At 57.5% G+C, this 13,509-nt stretch carries 22 protein-coding genes; 1 reads left to right on the forward strand and 21 read right to left on the reverse strand.

Translation table 11 applies throughout. The features are described 5' to 3' along the window. Nucleotides 1-44: 44 nt before the first annotated feature. Complete coding sequence (locus ACJJIQ_RS09035; protein ID WP_445364393.1) at nt 45-203, forward strand: hypothetical protein; 159 nt, start codon at nt 45-47, stop codon at nt 201-203. 50 nt (nt 204-253) lie between these two features. On the opposite strand, the gene ACJJIQ_RS09040 is transcribed toward ACJJIQ_RS09035, so the two are convergent. The 21 genes from ACJJIQ_RS09040 to ACJJIQ_RS09140 all read right to left on the reverse strand — a co-directional run bounded on the left by ACJJIQ_RS09040 (nt 254) and on the right by ACJJIQ_RS09140 (nt 13,369). Further along, a complete protein-coding gene (locus ACJJIQ_RS09040) occupies nt 254-709 on the reverse strand; it encodes a DUF6631 family protein (RefSeq protein ID WP_445364394.1) in 456 nt (151 codons plus the stop codon). Between the two features lie 3 nt (nt 710-712). Next, nucleotides 713-1,465 (reverse strand): phage tail tube protein, encoded by a 753-nt coding sequence (locus tag ACJJIQ_RS09045; protein WP_445364395.1) that lies wholly within the window; start codon nt 1,463-1,465, stop codon nt 713-715. Nucleotides 1,466-1,477: 12 nt separating this feature from the next. After that, complete coding sequence (locus ACJJIQ_RS09050) at nt 1,478-1,639, reverse strand: DUF7210 family protein (protein WP_445364396.1); 162 nt, start codon at nt 1,637-1,639, stop codon at nt 1,478-1,480. Further along, nucleotides 1,636-2,097 (reverse strand): phage tail terminator protein, encoded by a 462-nt coding sequence (locus ACJJIQ_RS09055; protein ID WP_445364397.1) that lies wholly within the window; start codon nt 2,095-2,097, stop codon nt 1,636-1,638. The genes ACJJIQ_RS09050 and ACJJIQ_RS09055 overlap by 4 nt, the downstream gene beginning before the upstream one ends. Next, a complete protein-coding gene (locus ACJJIQ_RS09060; protein WP_445364398.1) occupies nt 2,097-2,600 on the reverse strand; it encodes a phage protein Gp36 family protein in 504 nt (167 codons plus the stop codon). The genes ACJJIQ_RS09055 and ACJJIQ_RS09060 overlap by 1 nt, the downstream gene beginning before the upstream one ends. Further along, nucleotides 2,600-2,917, reverse strand: coding sequence for a hypothetical protein (locus tag ACJJIQ_RS09065; protein WP_445364399.1), 318 nt, complete (start codon nt 2,915-2,917; stop codon nt 2,600-2,602). The genes ACJJIQ_RS09060 and ACJJIQ_RS09065 overlap by 1 nt, the downstream gene beginning before the upstream one ends. Nucleotides 2,918-3,084: 167 nt before the next feature. Next, nucleotides 3,085-4,023: a major capsid protein gene (locus tag ACJJIQ_RS09070; RefSeq protein ID WP_445364400.1), complete on the reverse strand. Its 939-nt coding sequence runs from the start codon at nt 4,021-4,023 to the stop codon at nt 3,085-3,087. Between the two features lie 13 nt (nt 4,024-4,036). After that, on the reverse strand, nt 4,037-4,369 hold the full coding sequence (locus tag ACJJIQ_RS09075) for a capsid cement protein (protein ID WP_445364401.1): 333 nt from the start codon (nt 4,367-4,369) through the stop codon (nt 4,037-4,039). 12 nt (nt 4,370-4,381) lie between these two features. Then, nucleotides 4,382-5,515 (reverse strand): hypothetical protein, encoded by a 1,134-nt coding sequence (locus ACJJIQ_RS09080; protein WP_445364402.1) that lies wholly within the window; start codon nt 5,513-5,515, stop codon nt 4,382-4,384. A 225-nt stretch (nt 5,516-5,740) separates the two neighbouring features. Continuing rightward, nucleotides 5,741-6,223 carry a phage virion morphogenesis protein gene (locus tag ACJJIQ_RS09085; RefSeq protein ID WP_445364403.1) on the reverse strand — a complete coding sequence of 161 codons (483 nt, stop codon included), beginning with the start codon at nt 6,221-6,223 and terminating at the stop codon, nt 5,741-5,743. A gap of 2 nt (nt 6,224-6,225) precedes the next feature. Next, nucleotides 6,226-6,996: a phage head morphogenesis protein gene (locus tag ACJJIQ_RS09090; protein ID WP_445364404.1), complete on the reverse strand. Its 771-nt coding sequence runs from the start codon at nt 6,994-6,996 to the stop codon at nt 6,226-6,228. Further along, complete coding sequence (locus tag ACJJIQ_RS09095) at nt 6,996-8,543, reverse strand: DUF935 domain-containing protein (RefSeq protein ID WP_445364405.1); 1,548 nt, start codon at nt 8,541-8,543, stop codon at nt 6,996-6,998. Before ACJJIQ_RS09095 ends, ACJJIQ_RS09090 begins: the two co-directional genes overlap by 1 nt. Then, a complete protein-coding gene (locus ACJJIQ_RS09100; RefSeq protein ID WP_445364406.1) occupies nt 8,543-9,994 on the reverse strand; it encodes a phage terminase large subunit family protein in 1,452 nt (483 codons plus the stop codon). The genes ACJJIQ_RS09095 and ACJJIQ_RS09100 overlap by 1 nt, the downstream gene beginning before the upstream one ends. After that, on the reverse strand, nt 9,994-10,509 hold the full coding sequence (locus ACJJIQ_RS09105) for a DUF3486 family protein (protein WP_445364407.1): 516 nt from the start codon (nt 10,507-10,509) through the stop codon (nt 9,994-9,996). Before ACJJIQ_RS09105 ends, ACJJIQ_RS09100 begins: the two co-directional genes overlap by 1 nt. A 1-nt stretch (nt 10,510) precedes the next feature. Further along, nucleotides 10,511-10,834, reverse strand: coding sequence for a hypothetical protein (locus ACJJIQ_RS09110; RefSeq protein ID WP_445364408.1), 324 nt, complete (start codon nt 10,832-10,834; stop codon nt 10,511-10,513). Further along, nucleotides 10,831-11,187, reverse strand: a complete 357-nt coding sequence (locus ACJJIQ_RS09115) for a hypothetical protein (protein ID WP_445364409.1) — start codon at nt 11,185-11,187, stop codon at nt 10,831-10,833. The genes ACJJIQ_RS09110 and ACJJIQ_RS09115 overlap by 4 nt, the downstream gene beginning before the upstream one ends. Further along, nucleotides 11,187-11,399, reverse strand: coding sequence for a hypothetical protein (locus tag ACJJIQ_RS09120; RefSeq protein WP_445364800.1), 213 nt, complete (start codon nt 11,397-11,399; stop codon nt 11,187-11,189). The genes ACJJIQ_RS09115 and ACJJIQ_RS09120 overlap by 1 nt, the downstream gene beginning before the upstream one ends. After that, nucleotides 11,296-11,703 carry a hypothetical protein gene (locus ACJJIQ_RS09125; RefSeq protein WP_445364858.1) on the reverse strand — a complete coding sequence of 136 codons (408 nt, stop codon included), beginning with the start codon at nt 11,701-11,703 and terminating at the stop codon, nt 11,296-11,298. Before ACJJIQ_RS09125 ends, ACJJIQ_RS09120 begins: the two co-directional genes overlap by 104 nt. Beyond that, on the reverse strand, nt 11,700-12,383 hold the full coding sequence (locus tag ACJJIQ_RS09130) for a transglycosylase SLT domain-containing protein (RefSeq protein ID WP_445364410.1): 684 nt from the start codon (nt 12,381-12,383) through the stop codon (nt 11,700-11,702). Before ACJJIQ_RS09130 ends, ACJJIQ_RS09125 begins: the two co-directional genes overlap by 4 nt. A gap of 2 nt (nt 12,384-12,385) precedes the next feature. Then, on the reverse strand, nt 12,386-12,703 hold the full coding sequence (locus ACJJIQ_RS09135; protein ID WP_445364411.1) for a putative holin: 318 nt from the start codon (nt 12,701-12,703) through the stop codon (nt 12,386-12,388). Between the two features lie 111 nt (nt 12,704-12,814). Further along, nucleotides 12,815-13,369 carry a hypothetical protein gene (locus ACJJIQ_RS09140; protein WP_445364412.1) on the reverse strand — a complete coding sequence of 185 codons (555 nt, stop codon included), beginning with the start codon at nt 13,367-13,369 and terminating at the stop codon, nt 12,815-12,817. Nucleotides 13,370-13,509: the final 140 nt, after the last annotated feature.

Raw genomic sequence — 13,509 nt, forward strand, 5'->3', positions numbered from 1 at the left:
TCATGGCGAGTGCAGGGGGAAACGTCTTTTGAACAAGGGCAAAAATGCCAGCGGCGAATGCTGCTGGCTTAGTCTTTAATCAGGCTGCGAAGGTGCTTTTGGCTGTCGTTTTTGTCGGCAACAAATGCGGCGCGTATATCGGAAAAAAAACCGGCGCGTTGGTGTCGCTCGCGGCGCAGGGCCGCATCGTGGTAGAGCATTAATTGCCGCTCGGTATAACTGCCGATTTTTTCCGGGGGGTGTCCGTTGGCAATCAGGGTGGTGTAGATGTCTCGCCAGCGGGTACGGTTTTTTGCGCTCTGCTCGCGACCAGTTCCGCGATCCGGCGTTGCTGCACAGAGCGCAGAAAAAAAGGGCCAGTCACCGCCCACCAAGTCATCAGCAGCCTGTTGCCATCGGGATCATTGAGGTCGTGTAGCCAGTCGTTATCGCGGTCGATGGCGATGGCCATTAGCTGCAGTGTAATTTCGTGGTGCTCGGCGATGATATCCAGCACCGCTTCCAGGGAGAGCGCCGCACCGTTGCCCATTACCTGGTGCAGCGCCTTGAGAAATGGCGCTGCCAGTGAACGCAGGCGCAACCCCTCAACAAAGCCGTATTCACGCACGGTAATTACTTCGCCGGCAATGGTCAGGGTGCGCTCTGGGTGCAGAATCTCCAGGTCATCCTGGGATTCTGCAGACGCTTTTTTTTCCAACTTTTTGGCCATGGGTTAATCCAGTAATTCGATGCGGCCAAAACCGCCCAGGGCTTCATCCGGGTCGGACAGTGCATCGAATAGCGCTGTACCTGTCAGCGCCAGTTCACCAAAACTGGAGTTAATCAAATCCAGCTGGCTCACCGGATTAAATTTGCACTTGTATAAGCGCCCGCGTACTCGCTCGCCGCTACCATCTACGGTGTTAACGCCATCCAGCATCAAGTAACGCACCGGCGGGGACTCGGTGAACATGGTGATATCGGTGCTGGCGCCGTGGGAGTAATCGGCATTAAACGGTTGGGTAAAGGAAGTGACATCTAAAAATTCCAGAATTCCGCCAGGGCTGGATGTAACCTGGTAATTGGTGCCGTCCACCAAAGTGGCCGGGGTGCCATTGGAGTCGGTGATTACCAGGCTGGAAATATTGCCGCGATCCAATATCACAGAATCGCCGTCTTCCACTTCTGGGATGGCTTCGTCGGTCACTGTCGAACTGGTTACAGTGCGCTCGCTACCATAGAGCCCCATGGCCAGGTTGCTGGCGGTAGCGTGATACAGGGTCAGGGAGAAACTGACCTCGGTGCCGGTGTTTAAGGTGGCGCTGGTGAGGCGCTGGCCGCTGTAGGATTCCTGGCGATTCTCCGAGCTGACATTGGCTGTAATATTCAGCAGGCCGACATCGTTGACCCAGTGCATTTTGCCCGGCTTGCCGGTGGATAGGCGATCGCCCAGATATACCTTGCCCTGTAGGGAAAAGTCTTGCATTGCTGCAGCTCCTTATTTGCCTGGTGCGGCGACTTTTTTATGCTGGATAAGCCAGTCGCGCTGATTTTCGGTAACCTCAATTTTTTCGCCCTTTTCGCAGGGCCGGCCCCGGTGGGTGTGCGCCTCGATTAGAGTGACTTTTACCCTTTTTGCGGCGGTTTGCTTGGCGGTCATGACGTGGTGTCCCCCATGAAATAAGTGATAGAGAAAACATCGATCCAAAGTAAGGTGCTGCGGTCGTGGTCCAGTACATCGCCGCGCAGCCATTTAAGTGGGCGCTGTAACTGGCCACCCGGAATCCAATTGCTCAGCAGTGCGGTGCGCACGGCGCCGATCAGTGGTTTCGCTTCCTGTAATGCTTCGCTGCCGGTTTTGTCGCGGTAATTACGCGCGGCGACGATCACGCCGATGGTGGCTTTGACTTGCTGCTGGCCACTGGGGCGGCGTTGGGAGCGGCTGTCAGACTCGGGCACATCCTCCTCATTGGCGAGCACCACATAGGCACTGCCGGGGCGAAAGCTCTTTAAGTCTTTGATCCCTGCATATTCAGCAGCGCCGCCCACCTGTTGCAACGCCGGCACCTGGTCGCGCAGGCGCTGCTCGATAACGGCGGTATCCAGTGGTTCGTTCATCAGTAATCTGCCAGGTTATCCCGGAAGGTACTGGCCCCGGTGGTAGTGGCTGGCTGGCCAATGCCTTGCTGTGCGCTGGTATCTTCGAGGCCCAGGGAAAACTTGCCGTCTGCGGTGAGTTGCAGCAACTTTAGGGCATCGCGGTAGTCGCGCACTATGGGGTCGTCACTCTCGCCGCTGATGCGATCCTGGTGCAGGAGATAGCGGCAAATTGCCCTGGCCCAGGTGGTAACAATGCCCGGTACCGGGTCTAGGGGCAGATAACCACGGCGACCTAAAAACCCATCGATCACCGATTTGGCATCACTGATGGCGTCATCAATCCGCACCAGGGTGTTGTCTGCCACGATAATTTCAGCGGCGGACCAGGCACTGCGATCAGCGCCCAGCAATGTGGCCTGCATCAGGTCGTAATCCACCAGAGCCTCGTGGGCGGGGCTGGCAACTTCGGCCAGCTCTCGGGCGCCGGGGCGTTCAGCCAGTTGTGCATGGGAGATATACATCAGTCTTTATCGACCTCTGCCCAGAGTGCGTCGCGCTCGGCGGCGGATATTTTCAGGCCGGCTTTGTTTAAGGCTTTGATATCCGGGGCGCCGGCGTTGGTCCAGTGCTCGGAGTTTTCTGTATCCAGTTGGGCTACAGCTTCGGCGAAAACTTCCATGGAAATTTCACCATCGCCGGCACTGGTACCGGCCTCGATAAGGCTGCCGTTTTTCAGCAGTGGCGCTGCCTCTTGCTGGGTACAACTAACGGTGCCGGCTTTGATAATTTTGCCGGCCACCTTTACAGGCTGGCGCACTTTGTAAATTTGCTTAGTCAAGGGTTTCTCCCTTCGCGGCGGTTGCCGCTGCTGTGAAAAAAGCGAGGGGTTTCCTATTCCACCCCCGGACTATCTGCCCCCCCCAAGGTTTGCCGGTTGATTCGCTGATTAGGGGCTGCGTGGCGATGCCAGCGAAAGCGACCGCCACCCCTTACTCAGGTTGGGAATCAGCCAACATTGCGCATTAGGTAGCCGGCGGTGATACCAGAGAGCACTGGGCGGCGTTCGTAGGTCACCGGGTAGATCCAGCTCTTGGCGTTGTTGTCGTAATAGGCTTCTTCCACCAGGGGGTGGCCGTCCATGGTGTAGGTGTAGCCATAACTCGGTTCAGCAGCGTCGGCACTGTTATCACCACCGGGAGGGGCGACATAGGCGAGGATGGCATCAGTACCCCAGACATCACTGAATTTGTCATTGGCATCGGCAGAGACCGCCTTGCCCACCTCTACCTTGTCGATATCCAACAAAGCGGCAATCATGGCGGCGGTAATGGAATCCTTGCTGGTGTATTTGAAACGCTCCAGCACATAGGGGTTTTCCCGCATTGCGGCAAAACCTTTGGCAGAAAGCAGTAGAGTGTTGGCATCCATCCCGATGCTTTCGCGCACCGCCTCCTGGCCAGTGCGAATATCTTTGCAAGGGTTGTTGTTGTCATCGGTCCACTGGGAAGAGGCCAAATCCACCTTGTGGTCGTTGTCGTAGTTGTCCGGGTTGCGGGCCAGTTCGGCCTGCTCAACTTCCAGGGTCAAAGATAAGCTGCCCATGGTGTTGTTGACGGCCCGCTGGCCCAGGTTGATGCCGGGTACCTGGCTCGCATCGCGCAAGTGTTCCCGTGGCACCATCCCCTCCAGTGCATCCTGTACCAGCGCAAAGGGCTTGCCTGCGTGGCCGTACTGCACGCGTTTGGTACTGCTGCCGGGGGTGCGGCGGGCGTTATAGAGACGGAATGCCTCCTTGCCAAATTCCAGTATTTGGCCGCCGCTCACTGCGACAGGCGCGCGGGGAAATAGCACGATGCCTACATGGGTCTGGTGGCGGTAGCCCTGGGCGTGGGTGGTGAGGATGGGATCAATCACCCGCACCTGTTGGTTGTTCATCTGGGTCATGATGGCGCTTTCCTTAGTTGGCGATTAACAGCACTTCGATGGAGTCGCCATCGCTGCTGGCGGCTTGCAGGGCTCGGGCCACGGTGACACCGGAGGACTTGGTGGCGGCCTTGCCATCGGCCCCCACTTCGATGGCGTCATCGACAGCAATGGCGCCGGCGGCAGTTACCTGGGCGGTGCCGATGACATCCACCGGAAAATCCTCACCGGCCTCGGCGCTGCAGCGGGACACGCCGAGGGCGTTACCGCCGGCACTGGCGGTGGTGCCATCACCGGCAGTAAAACGCCCGGCACTGATGGCTGCCGTGGCGGCGAGAGTGAGCGTAAGCAGAGAAATAGATTGCATGGGGGCTCCCGATTAACTCACCGCTGCCAGGGCGGTGTTGTAGTCGCATTTGTGCTGGCTCTGGTAAGACAGCGCTTTGTTGTGCAGGGCCAGCTTGTCCTGGTTGACGGAGTAGCCGGTGGGTGCGGCAAAACTGGCCGCTTGGGTGGTCTCATCCTCGGCGGCACTGCGTTCGGCAAAATCTACGCGGGTGGGCAAGCTGTTGAGGAAATCCCGCAGGAAATCCGGCGCGCTTTTCTCAACCGTGCCATCCCCTTCGGCAAAACTCAGGGCGTCGGTATCTGCCAGGCCGGCCATCAGGGCTACGATGCCATTGCGCTCGCGAGGTAACAGTTTGCCGCTGTCCACCAATTGGTCTGCGAAGCTGGCGATATCCTTTTCCCGCGCAGCCGCTTCCTGTTCCGCCACCTTTTGCTCGCGGGCCTCCAGTTGCGCCTGCTGGGTTTGCAAAGCGCTTTCACGGTCGGCAAAACTCGCGGCTTTGTCTTTGTCATCATCCACGGGGAGTTCCTCCGATTGTGGGGTTGGGGTGTCTTTGTCATTGGGTTGGGCGAAATCGGGGCTGGGTGATGCTTCTGCTAGTTGCTCGGCGTCGCGGGCCATCCAATCGGTGACCACTTTGTCGGCATCGTCGGCGCCAAATTTCGTCAGCATCCAGTCGCGCAGGTTGCGCATCAAGCGGCCCACCAGCCAGCTGTCGGCGAAGTCGGCCCCGGCAAATTCCACCGTAAAAATATCTTCGCCATCGCCGGCAAAGCTCGCTTCCTTCAAACCTTTTACGGCCGGTGCGGCGGCACCGAGAAAACCCACATGACGCAGGTACCAAACACCGGGTACTGGGTTGTTGGTGGATTCCGGGTGGAAGAAGCTCGCGGAGATTTTGGGAAAGCGGCCGGTATTCACCATTTCGGCAAATTCCGGTTCCACCTGGTCGGGCTCGGCAGTGAGGACGCTGCCGGCAAAGTCCAGGGAGGATACCCAGCCGTAGGCCGGGTCATTGACCTTGGGGTGGCCCACCACCAGCGGTGCGCGAAATACCGCTGGGTTGTAGGCATCTTTAGTGGACTGAATATCGGCCTGGCTGAATGACAGGGTTTTGCCACTCACATCGGTAAAAGTGCCGGGTTTGAAAATTTCCAGATTCACTGGCTTTCCCATTGCGTTTCGATTGAATGGGGCCAGCTTAGGGGCGATGGCGAAGGAGGTCTTTTGTACGCGGGCAAAACCGGCGGGCTGGGAATTTGTGCAGATTCCGGCGCGGATTGCGGGCAATCGCCCTGTAAACGGTTTTATAAAGCTTTTACAGCGGCGAAACGGGGGGCGCTGGCTATCGTTGGATGCCCTGGAGGGCTGAGGGCCTTACAGGGGCGCTCAGGCGCCAGCGGCAAATTCCAGGTAATCCCGCGTTAGGGCCAGGATTTCGCGGTCATCCTCTGCGCTGGTACCCAGCCAGGGGCGCGCGGGAATATGTCCCCAGGGAATGGGGCTGCCGCGTTTAGTTTTGCCGAACTGGCCTTGGGTAGCGCCAAACTGGTGTACGGCGCCATAGGGGCGATCTGTGCCGAACAGCAGCTCCGTTCCCTGCACCTGGTAGCGCAGTGTATTGCGTAGCACGCCGCTCAAAGTGAGCACTTTGCCCTGGTTCTTGGATTTGCGTTTGAGATAGCTGGGGCTGAGTGCTGCCCAGGGTATGCCGTCTGGGGAGGTCTGGGTGCGGAAGCGGTTGCGGTGGACCTGCAGCAGGTACTCGCCAATATCCCGCAATAGCGGCGCGGGGTTTTCCAGGTCACCCACCAGTTTACTGAGGGTATTGGTGGCCTCGCGTGCGTCTAGCTCAATTCTCGCACCGGCCACAGTCAGTTCCCGCTGTCCAGGTTTTCTATCAGTTCAGCGGTAAGGCTCTCTGCCAACTCCTCCGGCAGGCCCTCGGCTTTCTCCAGAATGCGCTGTATTTGCTGCTCAATATCGCTGCCGCCGGGGGCGTAGTCCCAGCCGGGGTCGATACCTTCCGGCACCTTAATCTCTGCGCCTTTGAAGGTAATTTTGCGCAGCTTGATCGCGGGGGCTTTGTCCGGGCCGTTTTTGCCCATGCGCTTTAGGTCGCGCAGGTTATAGGCGATCACCGTGCATTGGCATCCCCAGCCATTTGGCGGGTAATGGCTTAGCCACCAGGGATCATCAGCGTGGATCACCAGGTTGTCCCAGGCCAGGTGCTGCTCGCGGGGGTGCAACACCGCATCGCTGTGCTGATATCCCCAGTAGGGGCGCCGGTCCTTCACTTCCAGTAACTGGGCATAACGGCCGGCCGCATAGCTGGTGCGCAGGTTGGTGTGATAGATCACCGAGGCGCGCCAGTTGCGCCCGCCATTGGGTTCCCAGCCGTAGTGATCCAGCACCGCTTCATAGTCTGGTTGGAACTCCTGCAGCGTCATCCCCTCGCGGATAGCCCTGGCAATGACCATAAACAGGTCCCGCACCAGGTCGATGCGGTGTGCGCCGGCGCTGATAAATGCGCGATCATGAGCCGCGCCGCGAATGCCCTGATAATCGATGCTGGGGAATTTGCCCTGGAAAAACTGGATCTGTTGTTCGAAGGAAAGACTGCCGTAGGCCGCCGCTGTTGCCATTATGGATTCTCCAGTGCGGCTATCTCGTCTTGCACATCATTGCGCCCCGCCAGCTGGGCTGCCTGCAGTCCGGTAGCCATGATGTTGGCATACTCGTCGAGACTCAATTCCGGTGCCAGCGCGATCAGCCGCTCCTGCAGGTCTTCCAGGCTGGTGGCCTTATCGAGGAGCCGGGCCAGTTGGTTGCCCCAGTTCCGGGTGATAGACCGCAGGCGCTGCTCCAGCTGTACCGCCAGGGCATCCGGCGAGGTTTGCGGCAAATCAGCATCGGCAAATTCGGCAGCAGGTTCCAGTGGTGTTGGTTGCGCCGGGGGCTGCGCTGGGGTGGCCTCGACCCAGTCGCCGCCGTAATTATCCTGGATATGTTTGAGGCTGGGTTTAAAGCCCATATCCACGATCTTCTTGTCACGCTCGGCAGTTTGGTTGAGGTCTTCAGGTGGTTCCACTTTGCGGTATACACGCGGCACCTGGGCGCCGGGGTAATTCCATTCGGTAAGCCAGCGGGCAATGGAGCGATTGAAGCTTTCGCACACCAGGTCTGCATCGGCTTTTACCAGGTCGAGGCGCACATCGCTCTGCAGCTCATCATTGCCCAGGCGCCCCGGTGTGCCCTGTGAAGATGCGGTTTGGCCGACACAAACCTTAGCAATAGCGGCATCCATGCGGTCGTAGATGCTGGCGTAATCCGCCGTGCCACTGCGGGCGGCCTCCAGCAGTTCTATGGCCATGCCCTCCGGCACTATGACGCCGGCATCGGTGCTGATGGCGGACAGGGCTTGCAGCAGTTTGTTTTTTTCTTCCGGCAGTGCGTTGGGGGCATAGGTGCCCTTGGCAGTTGGCTGGCCGAATTTCTCCAGGAAGATCAGCCAGTATTTGAGGCCATTGCGCTTGAACCAGGCGGGCCAGTATAGCCAGTGTCCGAGGCCCAGGCCGTAGGGTTCGTCATCGTGGTCGCTACCGGTGGCAAAGTCCCAAAATTTGCGTTTGGGCAGCAGCTCCCCCAAAGGGGTGCTGAAAGTTTTCATGCGCAGGCGGCCCAGGCCATCGTAGCCAAAGCGGCGGCGGTCGCGCACTTTGACTTCATCGAGCATGATGTGGCGGCCATCCCGCGCCCACAGGGCTTCGGAGACGGCAAAGCCATAATAAACCCCGTAGAGCATTTTTTTGGTGACGCGATCCCAGCCGATATGGTGCAGCATCTCCTGCAGGTGCTCCGCTGCGGCTTTGTCTTTTTTTGTTTTACCGCCGGGGTCCACGGCCCATTCTTTGCCGATTACCGCCAGGCACCGCTGGTTAAAACAGCTCGCCACCTGGTCATCCCGCAGCACTTCCTGATACACCCCGTAATCGCCACCACCGCGCAGCTGCAGCACGGAATCCTGGGCCGGTTGGATAGTGAGCGGGTCGGTATAGCCTCGGGTAATATCGCGACCATCGGCAGTGGTGGCGATTTCCTGCATGTCCGGGCGCGGGCTGCGGGTTGCAGGTTTAGCGGCAAAGTTGGCGGGTACCAAAATGCCGGAAGCGGTTTGCTCAAAGTCGGCCATTAGTTGAAACCTCCAAAATTGCTGCCGCCGGCTACGGTGCCAAAGCCGGTATCGGTAGTATTGAGACGGGAATCGGCGCAGGCGCTGCGGCGCCCTGTGGATTGGTATTCGATGGGGGCGCTGGGTTGGGAAGCCGCTTCGATAGCCAGACCCAGTGCCCAGAAGTGGTCGGCGTGGCCATCGGCGGTGCGCTCAGCAGTGAAGCGGACATTGCCGGCGCTGGTGGTTTGTTTGGTGACCTGGCGCAGGTCCGCGCGGATCTTGGGATCATGGGGAATGCGCAGGCGGCGGTCTTCCATGGCACTGCGGATGGGGTATGCCAGGGCCTCTTTGACGCGGGTGGTAAAGGTCACCGCTTCCACCCGATGCTCGCCAAATCGGTCCTGGGCATCGTCGGCCCAACCGATGCCGAGGCCGGTGGCATCAATACAAATGCGGTCGCAGCGGTCCAGCCAGGGCCAAAGGATCTTCTCTTGCTCCGACTTGCGCATGTTCTGCAGCCGCTCTATGTGGCGGGTATAGAGCACATCGCCGAGCTTTTCCAGTATCCACAATACGGTCAAATCCTGCTTGCGACCGATATCAATTCCGGCATAGAGGCGCCCGGATTCCATGTTTTGCCAGTGGACCTGCGCGGAATATTCCGCTGCGGCAATCAAGTCGTATTCCAGGAAGGCCACATCATCGTCGGCCGGGTTGCACATATATTCCTGCTGGAAAGACTCCTCATCGGCGCAGCCGGAGCGCACATATTCGAAGTACTCCGCCTCGCACATGGCCTGGCGTTCGTCATCTGGTGGGAGCATCTGCTGCAGTTTGAATAAAAAGCCTTGGTCCAAGGCATCCTGCAGTGTCACGCGGTGCAGGCTGATGTTTTTCGGGTTGCCGTTTTCCCGCGCTTCGCGTACCAGCTGATTAAAAAAATTGTGGCTGCCACGGTGGGTGGAAATCACTTCCATATTGCCGCCCCAGGTAATACCGGGGTAAGCAATGGACCAGAGTTTGCGCGGGTCTGGGTGCAGGGCAAATTCATCCAGGATACGGCCGCCGCGCTTGCCGGCTTGGGCATCCGGGTTACTGCTCATACTGTGGATACGGCGGCCGCTGGCAAACTCCAGAACGTAAGCGGAAATGCGCTTTTCTTCATCCAGCACCATTTCGCCCAGGTCTTTAGCGGCCATATTCATAATGCCCGCCCACATTTTGCAGTCTTCGACAAATAGGCGCGCTTGCAGGTCATCACGGCTGCTGACCCATTGATCGTGACGGGCACTGGCTGCGGCCGTGCGTTCGTCGGCGGCATAGGCGGTGGACCAGGACAAACCAATCTGGCGGGATTTCTCCATCAATTTGAGGCGGTTGTCGTCTTTAATCCAGCCGGATTGAAACGGCAGAAATATGGCGTCGGGATTAGCCGGCAGGTTTTTTGCGTTGCCCTTGCGTTTGGTCATCACTCAATTCCCAGGGCTTCGCGGATTGCTTGTTTGGTGTCCTCGGTAACGCCACCTTTATCACCCAGGGCATCGAGTTTTTGCCGCTGTTCCTGCAGTAATTGCTTGCGCGCTTCCGCAGCCAGGCGTTTCTGGCTGACACTGGCGCGGCCCAGGTCGGCGATGGCTTTAGCGATTTTATCCAGAGGGATATCGCCATCGATCTGCGTATCCCGAATTACGGTAAAAAGCTTTTCTTGCACCAGGCGCATCAAGGCTTCGTTGATCGCGCCTTCATCGTCGGGGGCTTCGGCCACTACTGCGCGGGCTTGTTCGGTGATCATCTTCACCTGGTCGAGGCGTTCGCGGAATGTCTGGCCGTAGCGATGCAAGCTGCTACTGGAAATATCAATACCGCGCTCGTGGCAAAGGTTTTCCAGTTCGTCGTAACCGGAAAAACCACGGGCCACCAGCTCTTTATCGAGCCAGTCTTTATCGTCGGTATTGAGGCGCTGGACCTTGGAAACCTGGGGCATCTTAGCCCTCCCAATATTTTTCGGGGCGGGCGATGCCGGGCTCGCAGTCCACGGTGTATTCAGCCAGATCCACGCCGTGACGGGTAAGCCCGGCGCGCCAGGTTCCGCTGGGTTCTTTTTCTACCTTGAGCAGTTCGCGCTCGTGCAGGTATTCCAGTTCCCGGCGCAGCTCTGCCGGTGTGGCATCCGGGTAGACGCCCTGGACCGTTTGCAAAATTAGCTGTTCGTGGGCGCCGATTGGGCGGGCGTGGTTGAGGGTGAGCAGGATGGTCCAGCGCATCCCCTCGCGGCGGACTTTGTTGTGGTCGATTTTTAGACCTGTCATTGGGCCTGTGCCTCCCTTAGCTGCAGGTTTTCAATGCGTATAAATACCGCGTCCAGTTTTGATTCCACCACCGTTTGACTGCGCACATGGTCCTCGCGGCGCAGGTATTTCTCCGGCAGATCGGCACGCAGGGTCATTAGGTTGCGCTCAATTTCGTTGATCCGCTTATCGGACTCTTTGCCCCGGCCATCTACATCGGCGAGTAACTTGTTCAGGGTTTCAAAGCGGGCATTTAGGTATTTTTCGTATTGCTGTTCCTGGCGCTTGCCGATCACAACCAGCACGCCAGTGAGTGATACCAGCAAGGCGAGAAACTGGATTCCAGGCACTATCCATTCTTGTGCTTGAGGCATTAGGGTTCCTCGCTTTTACTGAGCCAGTGCTGCAGCTCAAACAGGCGGCCAGCACAGGTGCCGTAAAGGTCATACAGCCGCTTTAATTCGATAGCCACGGCATCGGCGTTATTGTCCGGGTATGGTGCTGGCACTGGGCAGGGACTCATCAAGCCCGGTGGCAGCGGCCTGGGCGGCTCTGTCACGGGCGGCCGCCAGTGACTGCATGACATCAAGATCAAACACACAGCGCACACGGCTATCCGCCGTTTTAGCGAGGGCATTCCTTAACTCCTGCGTGGTTTGGTTATCGAGGGCAGCGCGCTGGGCAGTCTGCGCGGCGAGGCGCTGCCCGGCGGCGTTGGCCTCATTAATGAGTTGGCGGTGGTTTTCTATCAGTGAGGACAGATCGCTCACTGCCTGGCGATTGGTCGTGAGCTGGGTATCACGCACACCGTTCTGGTGCCCGCGCCAGTATCCGGCGGTGGCCGCAATGCTTGAGCTAAGGGCGGCCAGTAATAGCCAGCGGGCAATCACAGTGGCACCCCGCGAGTGCAGGCACCGCTGCCCCAATAGGCGCGCACGTAGAGCGGTTCCCAGCGCAATAGAATTTTGCGCGGGTAGTCGCGGTTTTCACGGAAAGCAGCGCGGGAGCGGCCGGCGTTGTAGTGCTCAACCGCATTAAACCAGCGCAGCTTATCGGCTCCCCCAGCCGAGGCTTCGCGCTTGTCCCTAAGTACCCAGCCCAGTCCGCCGTTATAGGATGCGAGCACCATGGCCCAGCGCTCGCAGTTGTCGCTGGCAGAGAGGCGCCGGTATAGCCAGTGGTCATAAAGCACCAGGGCCTGCAGGGACCAGCCAGCGCTATAGGGTTGCCGCTCGCCCAGGGTTTGCGGATACAACTGGGCAAACCAGTCGCTGGTGGCGGGCATAAACTGGGCCAGCCCTTCGGCACCCACCGGCGAGCGCGCGTCCACTTTCCAGCGGCTTTCCTGGTGAATCTGGGCGGCCATAGTAGCGATGGGGGCATCCAACCCCCAGTGAGCGTGGGCGGCCCTTATCAAAGTGCGCTTATAGATTTGCGAGGCCCTGGGGATTTCTGCATAGGCAGGATGACAGGAAGCCAGCAGCGCAATGGAGAGCGCCAGGACTAGTGCGGGAATGCCGGTAAAACCCAGGGCAAGCCACTGGATTCTGCTTTGGTCTGCTCTGGTCATAGTTACAGCCCCAGGGTGAGACCGAGTACACAGGCGAGGATGATCACTGTGCGACGCAGTGTTGCGAGGGAGGCATTCAGGCGCATCGCTCGCGCGCCATCCAGGGAATCTGTTTGTATCTGCAAAGCCTGCTGGAACATATCGTGCGGGCGTGCGTAGTGGAACAGGCTGCGGTCTAACCAGTAGCCAAGTACCACGGCACCGGTGACTAGTGAGGTTTTATACAGAACTACGGGTAACTGCTGCGGGCTGAAAAATCCGATGGCCAGTAACAGCGCTATGGCCATCAACAGCCAGAATGACAGGCGGGGCAATATCATGACGTTCTCCAGGTTTTGGGAGTCCAGAAACACAACGCCCCCATAATCGGGGGCGCGGGGGAAAACGTCTTTTGAACGGGGGCAAAAAGGGGATGGACTTAGTGAGTGAAGTTAAGGTTCACAGGTTTTTGTTATTGATTTTTTTTTACTATTTCTTAAGCTTCTTTGGTAACTATGTAATCTTATCCATAATAAAGCTATAGCTGGCCTCAACTGCGGGATTAAACCTTTAGAGGGAGCGTTAGATTCATCCCAAGCAGAACTAACAGCTGTTCTAAAACGATCAATTTTTTCTTCAATTCCTTTAGGTTCAAGACAATGAGCCATTTTATTTCTAATTTCATTCAGTTCTTTGAGTGCTTTCCAATCATAATCAAACCATTCTTCATTTACTAAAAGCCATAAAGCTTCAAGCTTCTTGGAAAACATCCAACGATCAGTCACCTTAACTCCTAACGGATTTTCTTCGATTTGCCTTAGTTTTTCTTGGAGAATCTCTGTAATGAGTTCCTCAAGCAATAGGTGCCCCTTTAGAACCACAAGGACCTGATCTTTATCAGAAGGAAGATAACTTAAAAGGCGATCTATAGATGGATTGAGATCTTTCCCTGTAATTGCCTTATAAAACTGGTCTGTAGAATTTTCAGTTAGATTTTCTTCAGTCATGAATAGCTACACCCAGTTAAAACCTTGCTCTTTCTACAAGCAGCTTAGTTTTCTTTTCCTTTATCCTGTCATATCTTTTAGACAGAGTTTTGGATTCCCCTGGCAAGGAGATTGGGCTCCTCAGTACCCTTGGGACAGGC

The sequence above is a fragment of the Microbulbifer maximicatervae (SeqCode) genome, from assembly GCF_052468295.1.

Coding starts and splice junctions, on each gene's coding strand:
- ACJJIQ_RS09035 (WP_445364393.1), top strand. CDS start 45: ATGCCAGCGGCGAATGCTGCTGGCTTAGTCTTTAATCAGGCTGCGAAG.
- ACJJIQ_RS09040 (WP_445364394.1), bottom strand. CDS start 709: ATGGCCAAAAAGTTGGAAAAAAAAGCGTCTGCAGAATCCCAGGATGAC.
- ACJJIQ_RS09045 (WP_445364395.1), bottom strand. CDS start 1,465: ATGCAAGACTTTTCCCTACAGGGCAAGGTATATCTGGGCGATCGCCTA.
- ACJJIQ_RS09050 (WP_445364396.1), bottom strand. CDS start 1,639: ATGACCGCCAAGCAAACCGCCGCAAAAAGGGTAAAAGTCACTCTAATC.
- ACJJIQ_RS09055 (WP_445364397.1), bottom strand. CDS start 2,097: ATGAACGAACCACTGGATACCGCCGTTATCGAGCAGCGCCTGCGCGAC.
- ACJJIQ_RS09060 (WP_445364398.1), bottom strand. CDS start 2,600: ATGTATATCTCCCATGCACAACTGGCTGAACGCCCCGGCGCCCGAGAG.
- ACJJIQ_RS09070 (WP_445364400.1), bottom strand. CDS start 4,023: ATGACCCAGATGAACAACCAACAGGTGCGGGTGATTGATCCCATCCTC.
- ACJJIQ_RS09075 (WP_445364401.1), bottom strand. CDS start 4,369: ATGCAATCTATTTCTCTGCTTACGCTCACTCTCGCCGCCACGGCAGCC.
- ACJJIQ_RS09090 (WP_445364404.1), bottom strand. CDS start 6,996: ATGGCAACAGCGGCGGCCTACGGCAGTCTTTCCTTCGAACAACAGATC.
- ACJJIQ_RS09095 (WP_445364405.1), bottom strand. CDS start 8,543: ATGGCCGACTTTGAGCAAACCGCTTCCGGCATTTTGGTACCCGCCAAC.
- ACJJIQ_RS09100 (WP_445364406.1), bottom strand. CDS start 9,994: ATGACCAAACGCAAGGGCAACGCAAAAAACCTGCCGGCTAATCCCGAC.
- ACJJIQ_RS09105 (WP_445364407.1), bottom strand. CDS start 10,509: ATGCCCCAGGTTTCCAAGGTCCAGCGCCTCAATACCGACGATAAAGAC.
- ACJJIQ_RS09110 (WP_445364408.1), bottom strand. CDS start 10,834: ATGACAGGTCTAAAAATCGACCACAACAAAGTCCGCCGCGAGGGGATG.
- ACJJIQ_RS09115 (WP_445364409.1), bottom strand. CDS start 11,187: ATGCCTCAAGCACAAGAATGGATAGTGCCTGGAATCCAGTTTCTCGCC.
- ACJJIQ_RS09120 (WP_445364800.1), bottom strand. CDS start 11,399: ATGTCATGCAGTCACTGGCGGCCGCCCGTGACAGAGCCGCCCAGGCCG.
- ACJJIQ_RS09130 (WP_445364410.1), bottom strand. CDS start 12,383: ATGACCAGAGCAGACCAAAGCAGAATCCAGTGGCTTGCCCTGGGTTTT.
- ACJJIQ_RS09135 (WP_445364411.1), bottom strand. CDS start 12,703: ATGATATTGCCCCGCCTGTCATTCTGGCTGTTGATGGCCATAGCGCTG.
- ACJJIQ_RS09140 (WP_445364412.1), bottom strand. CDS start 13,369: ATGACTGAAGAAAATCTAACTGAAAATTCTACAGACCAGTTTTATAAG.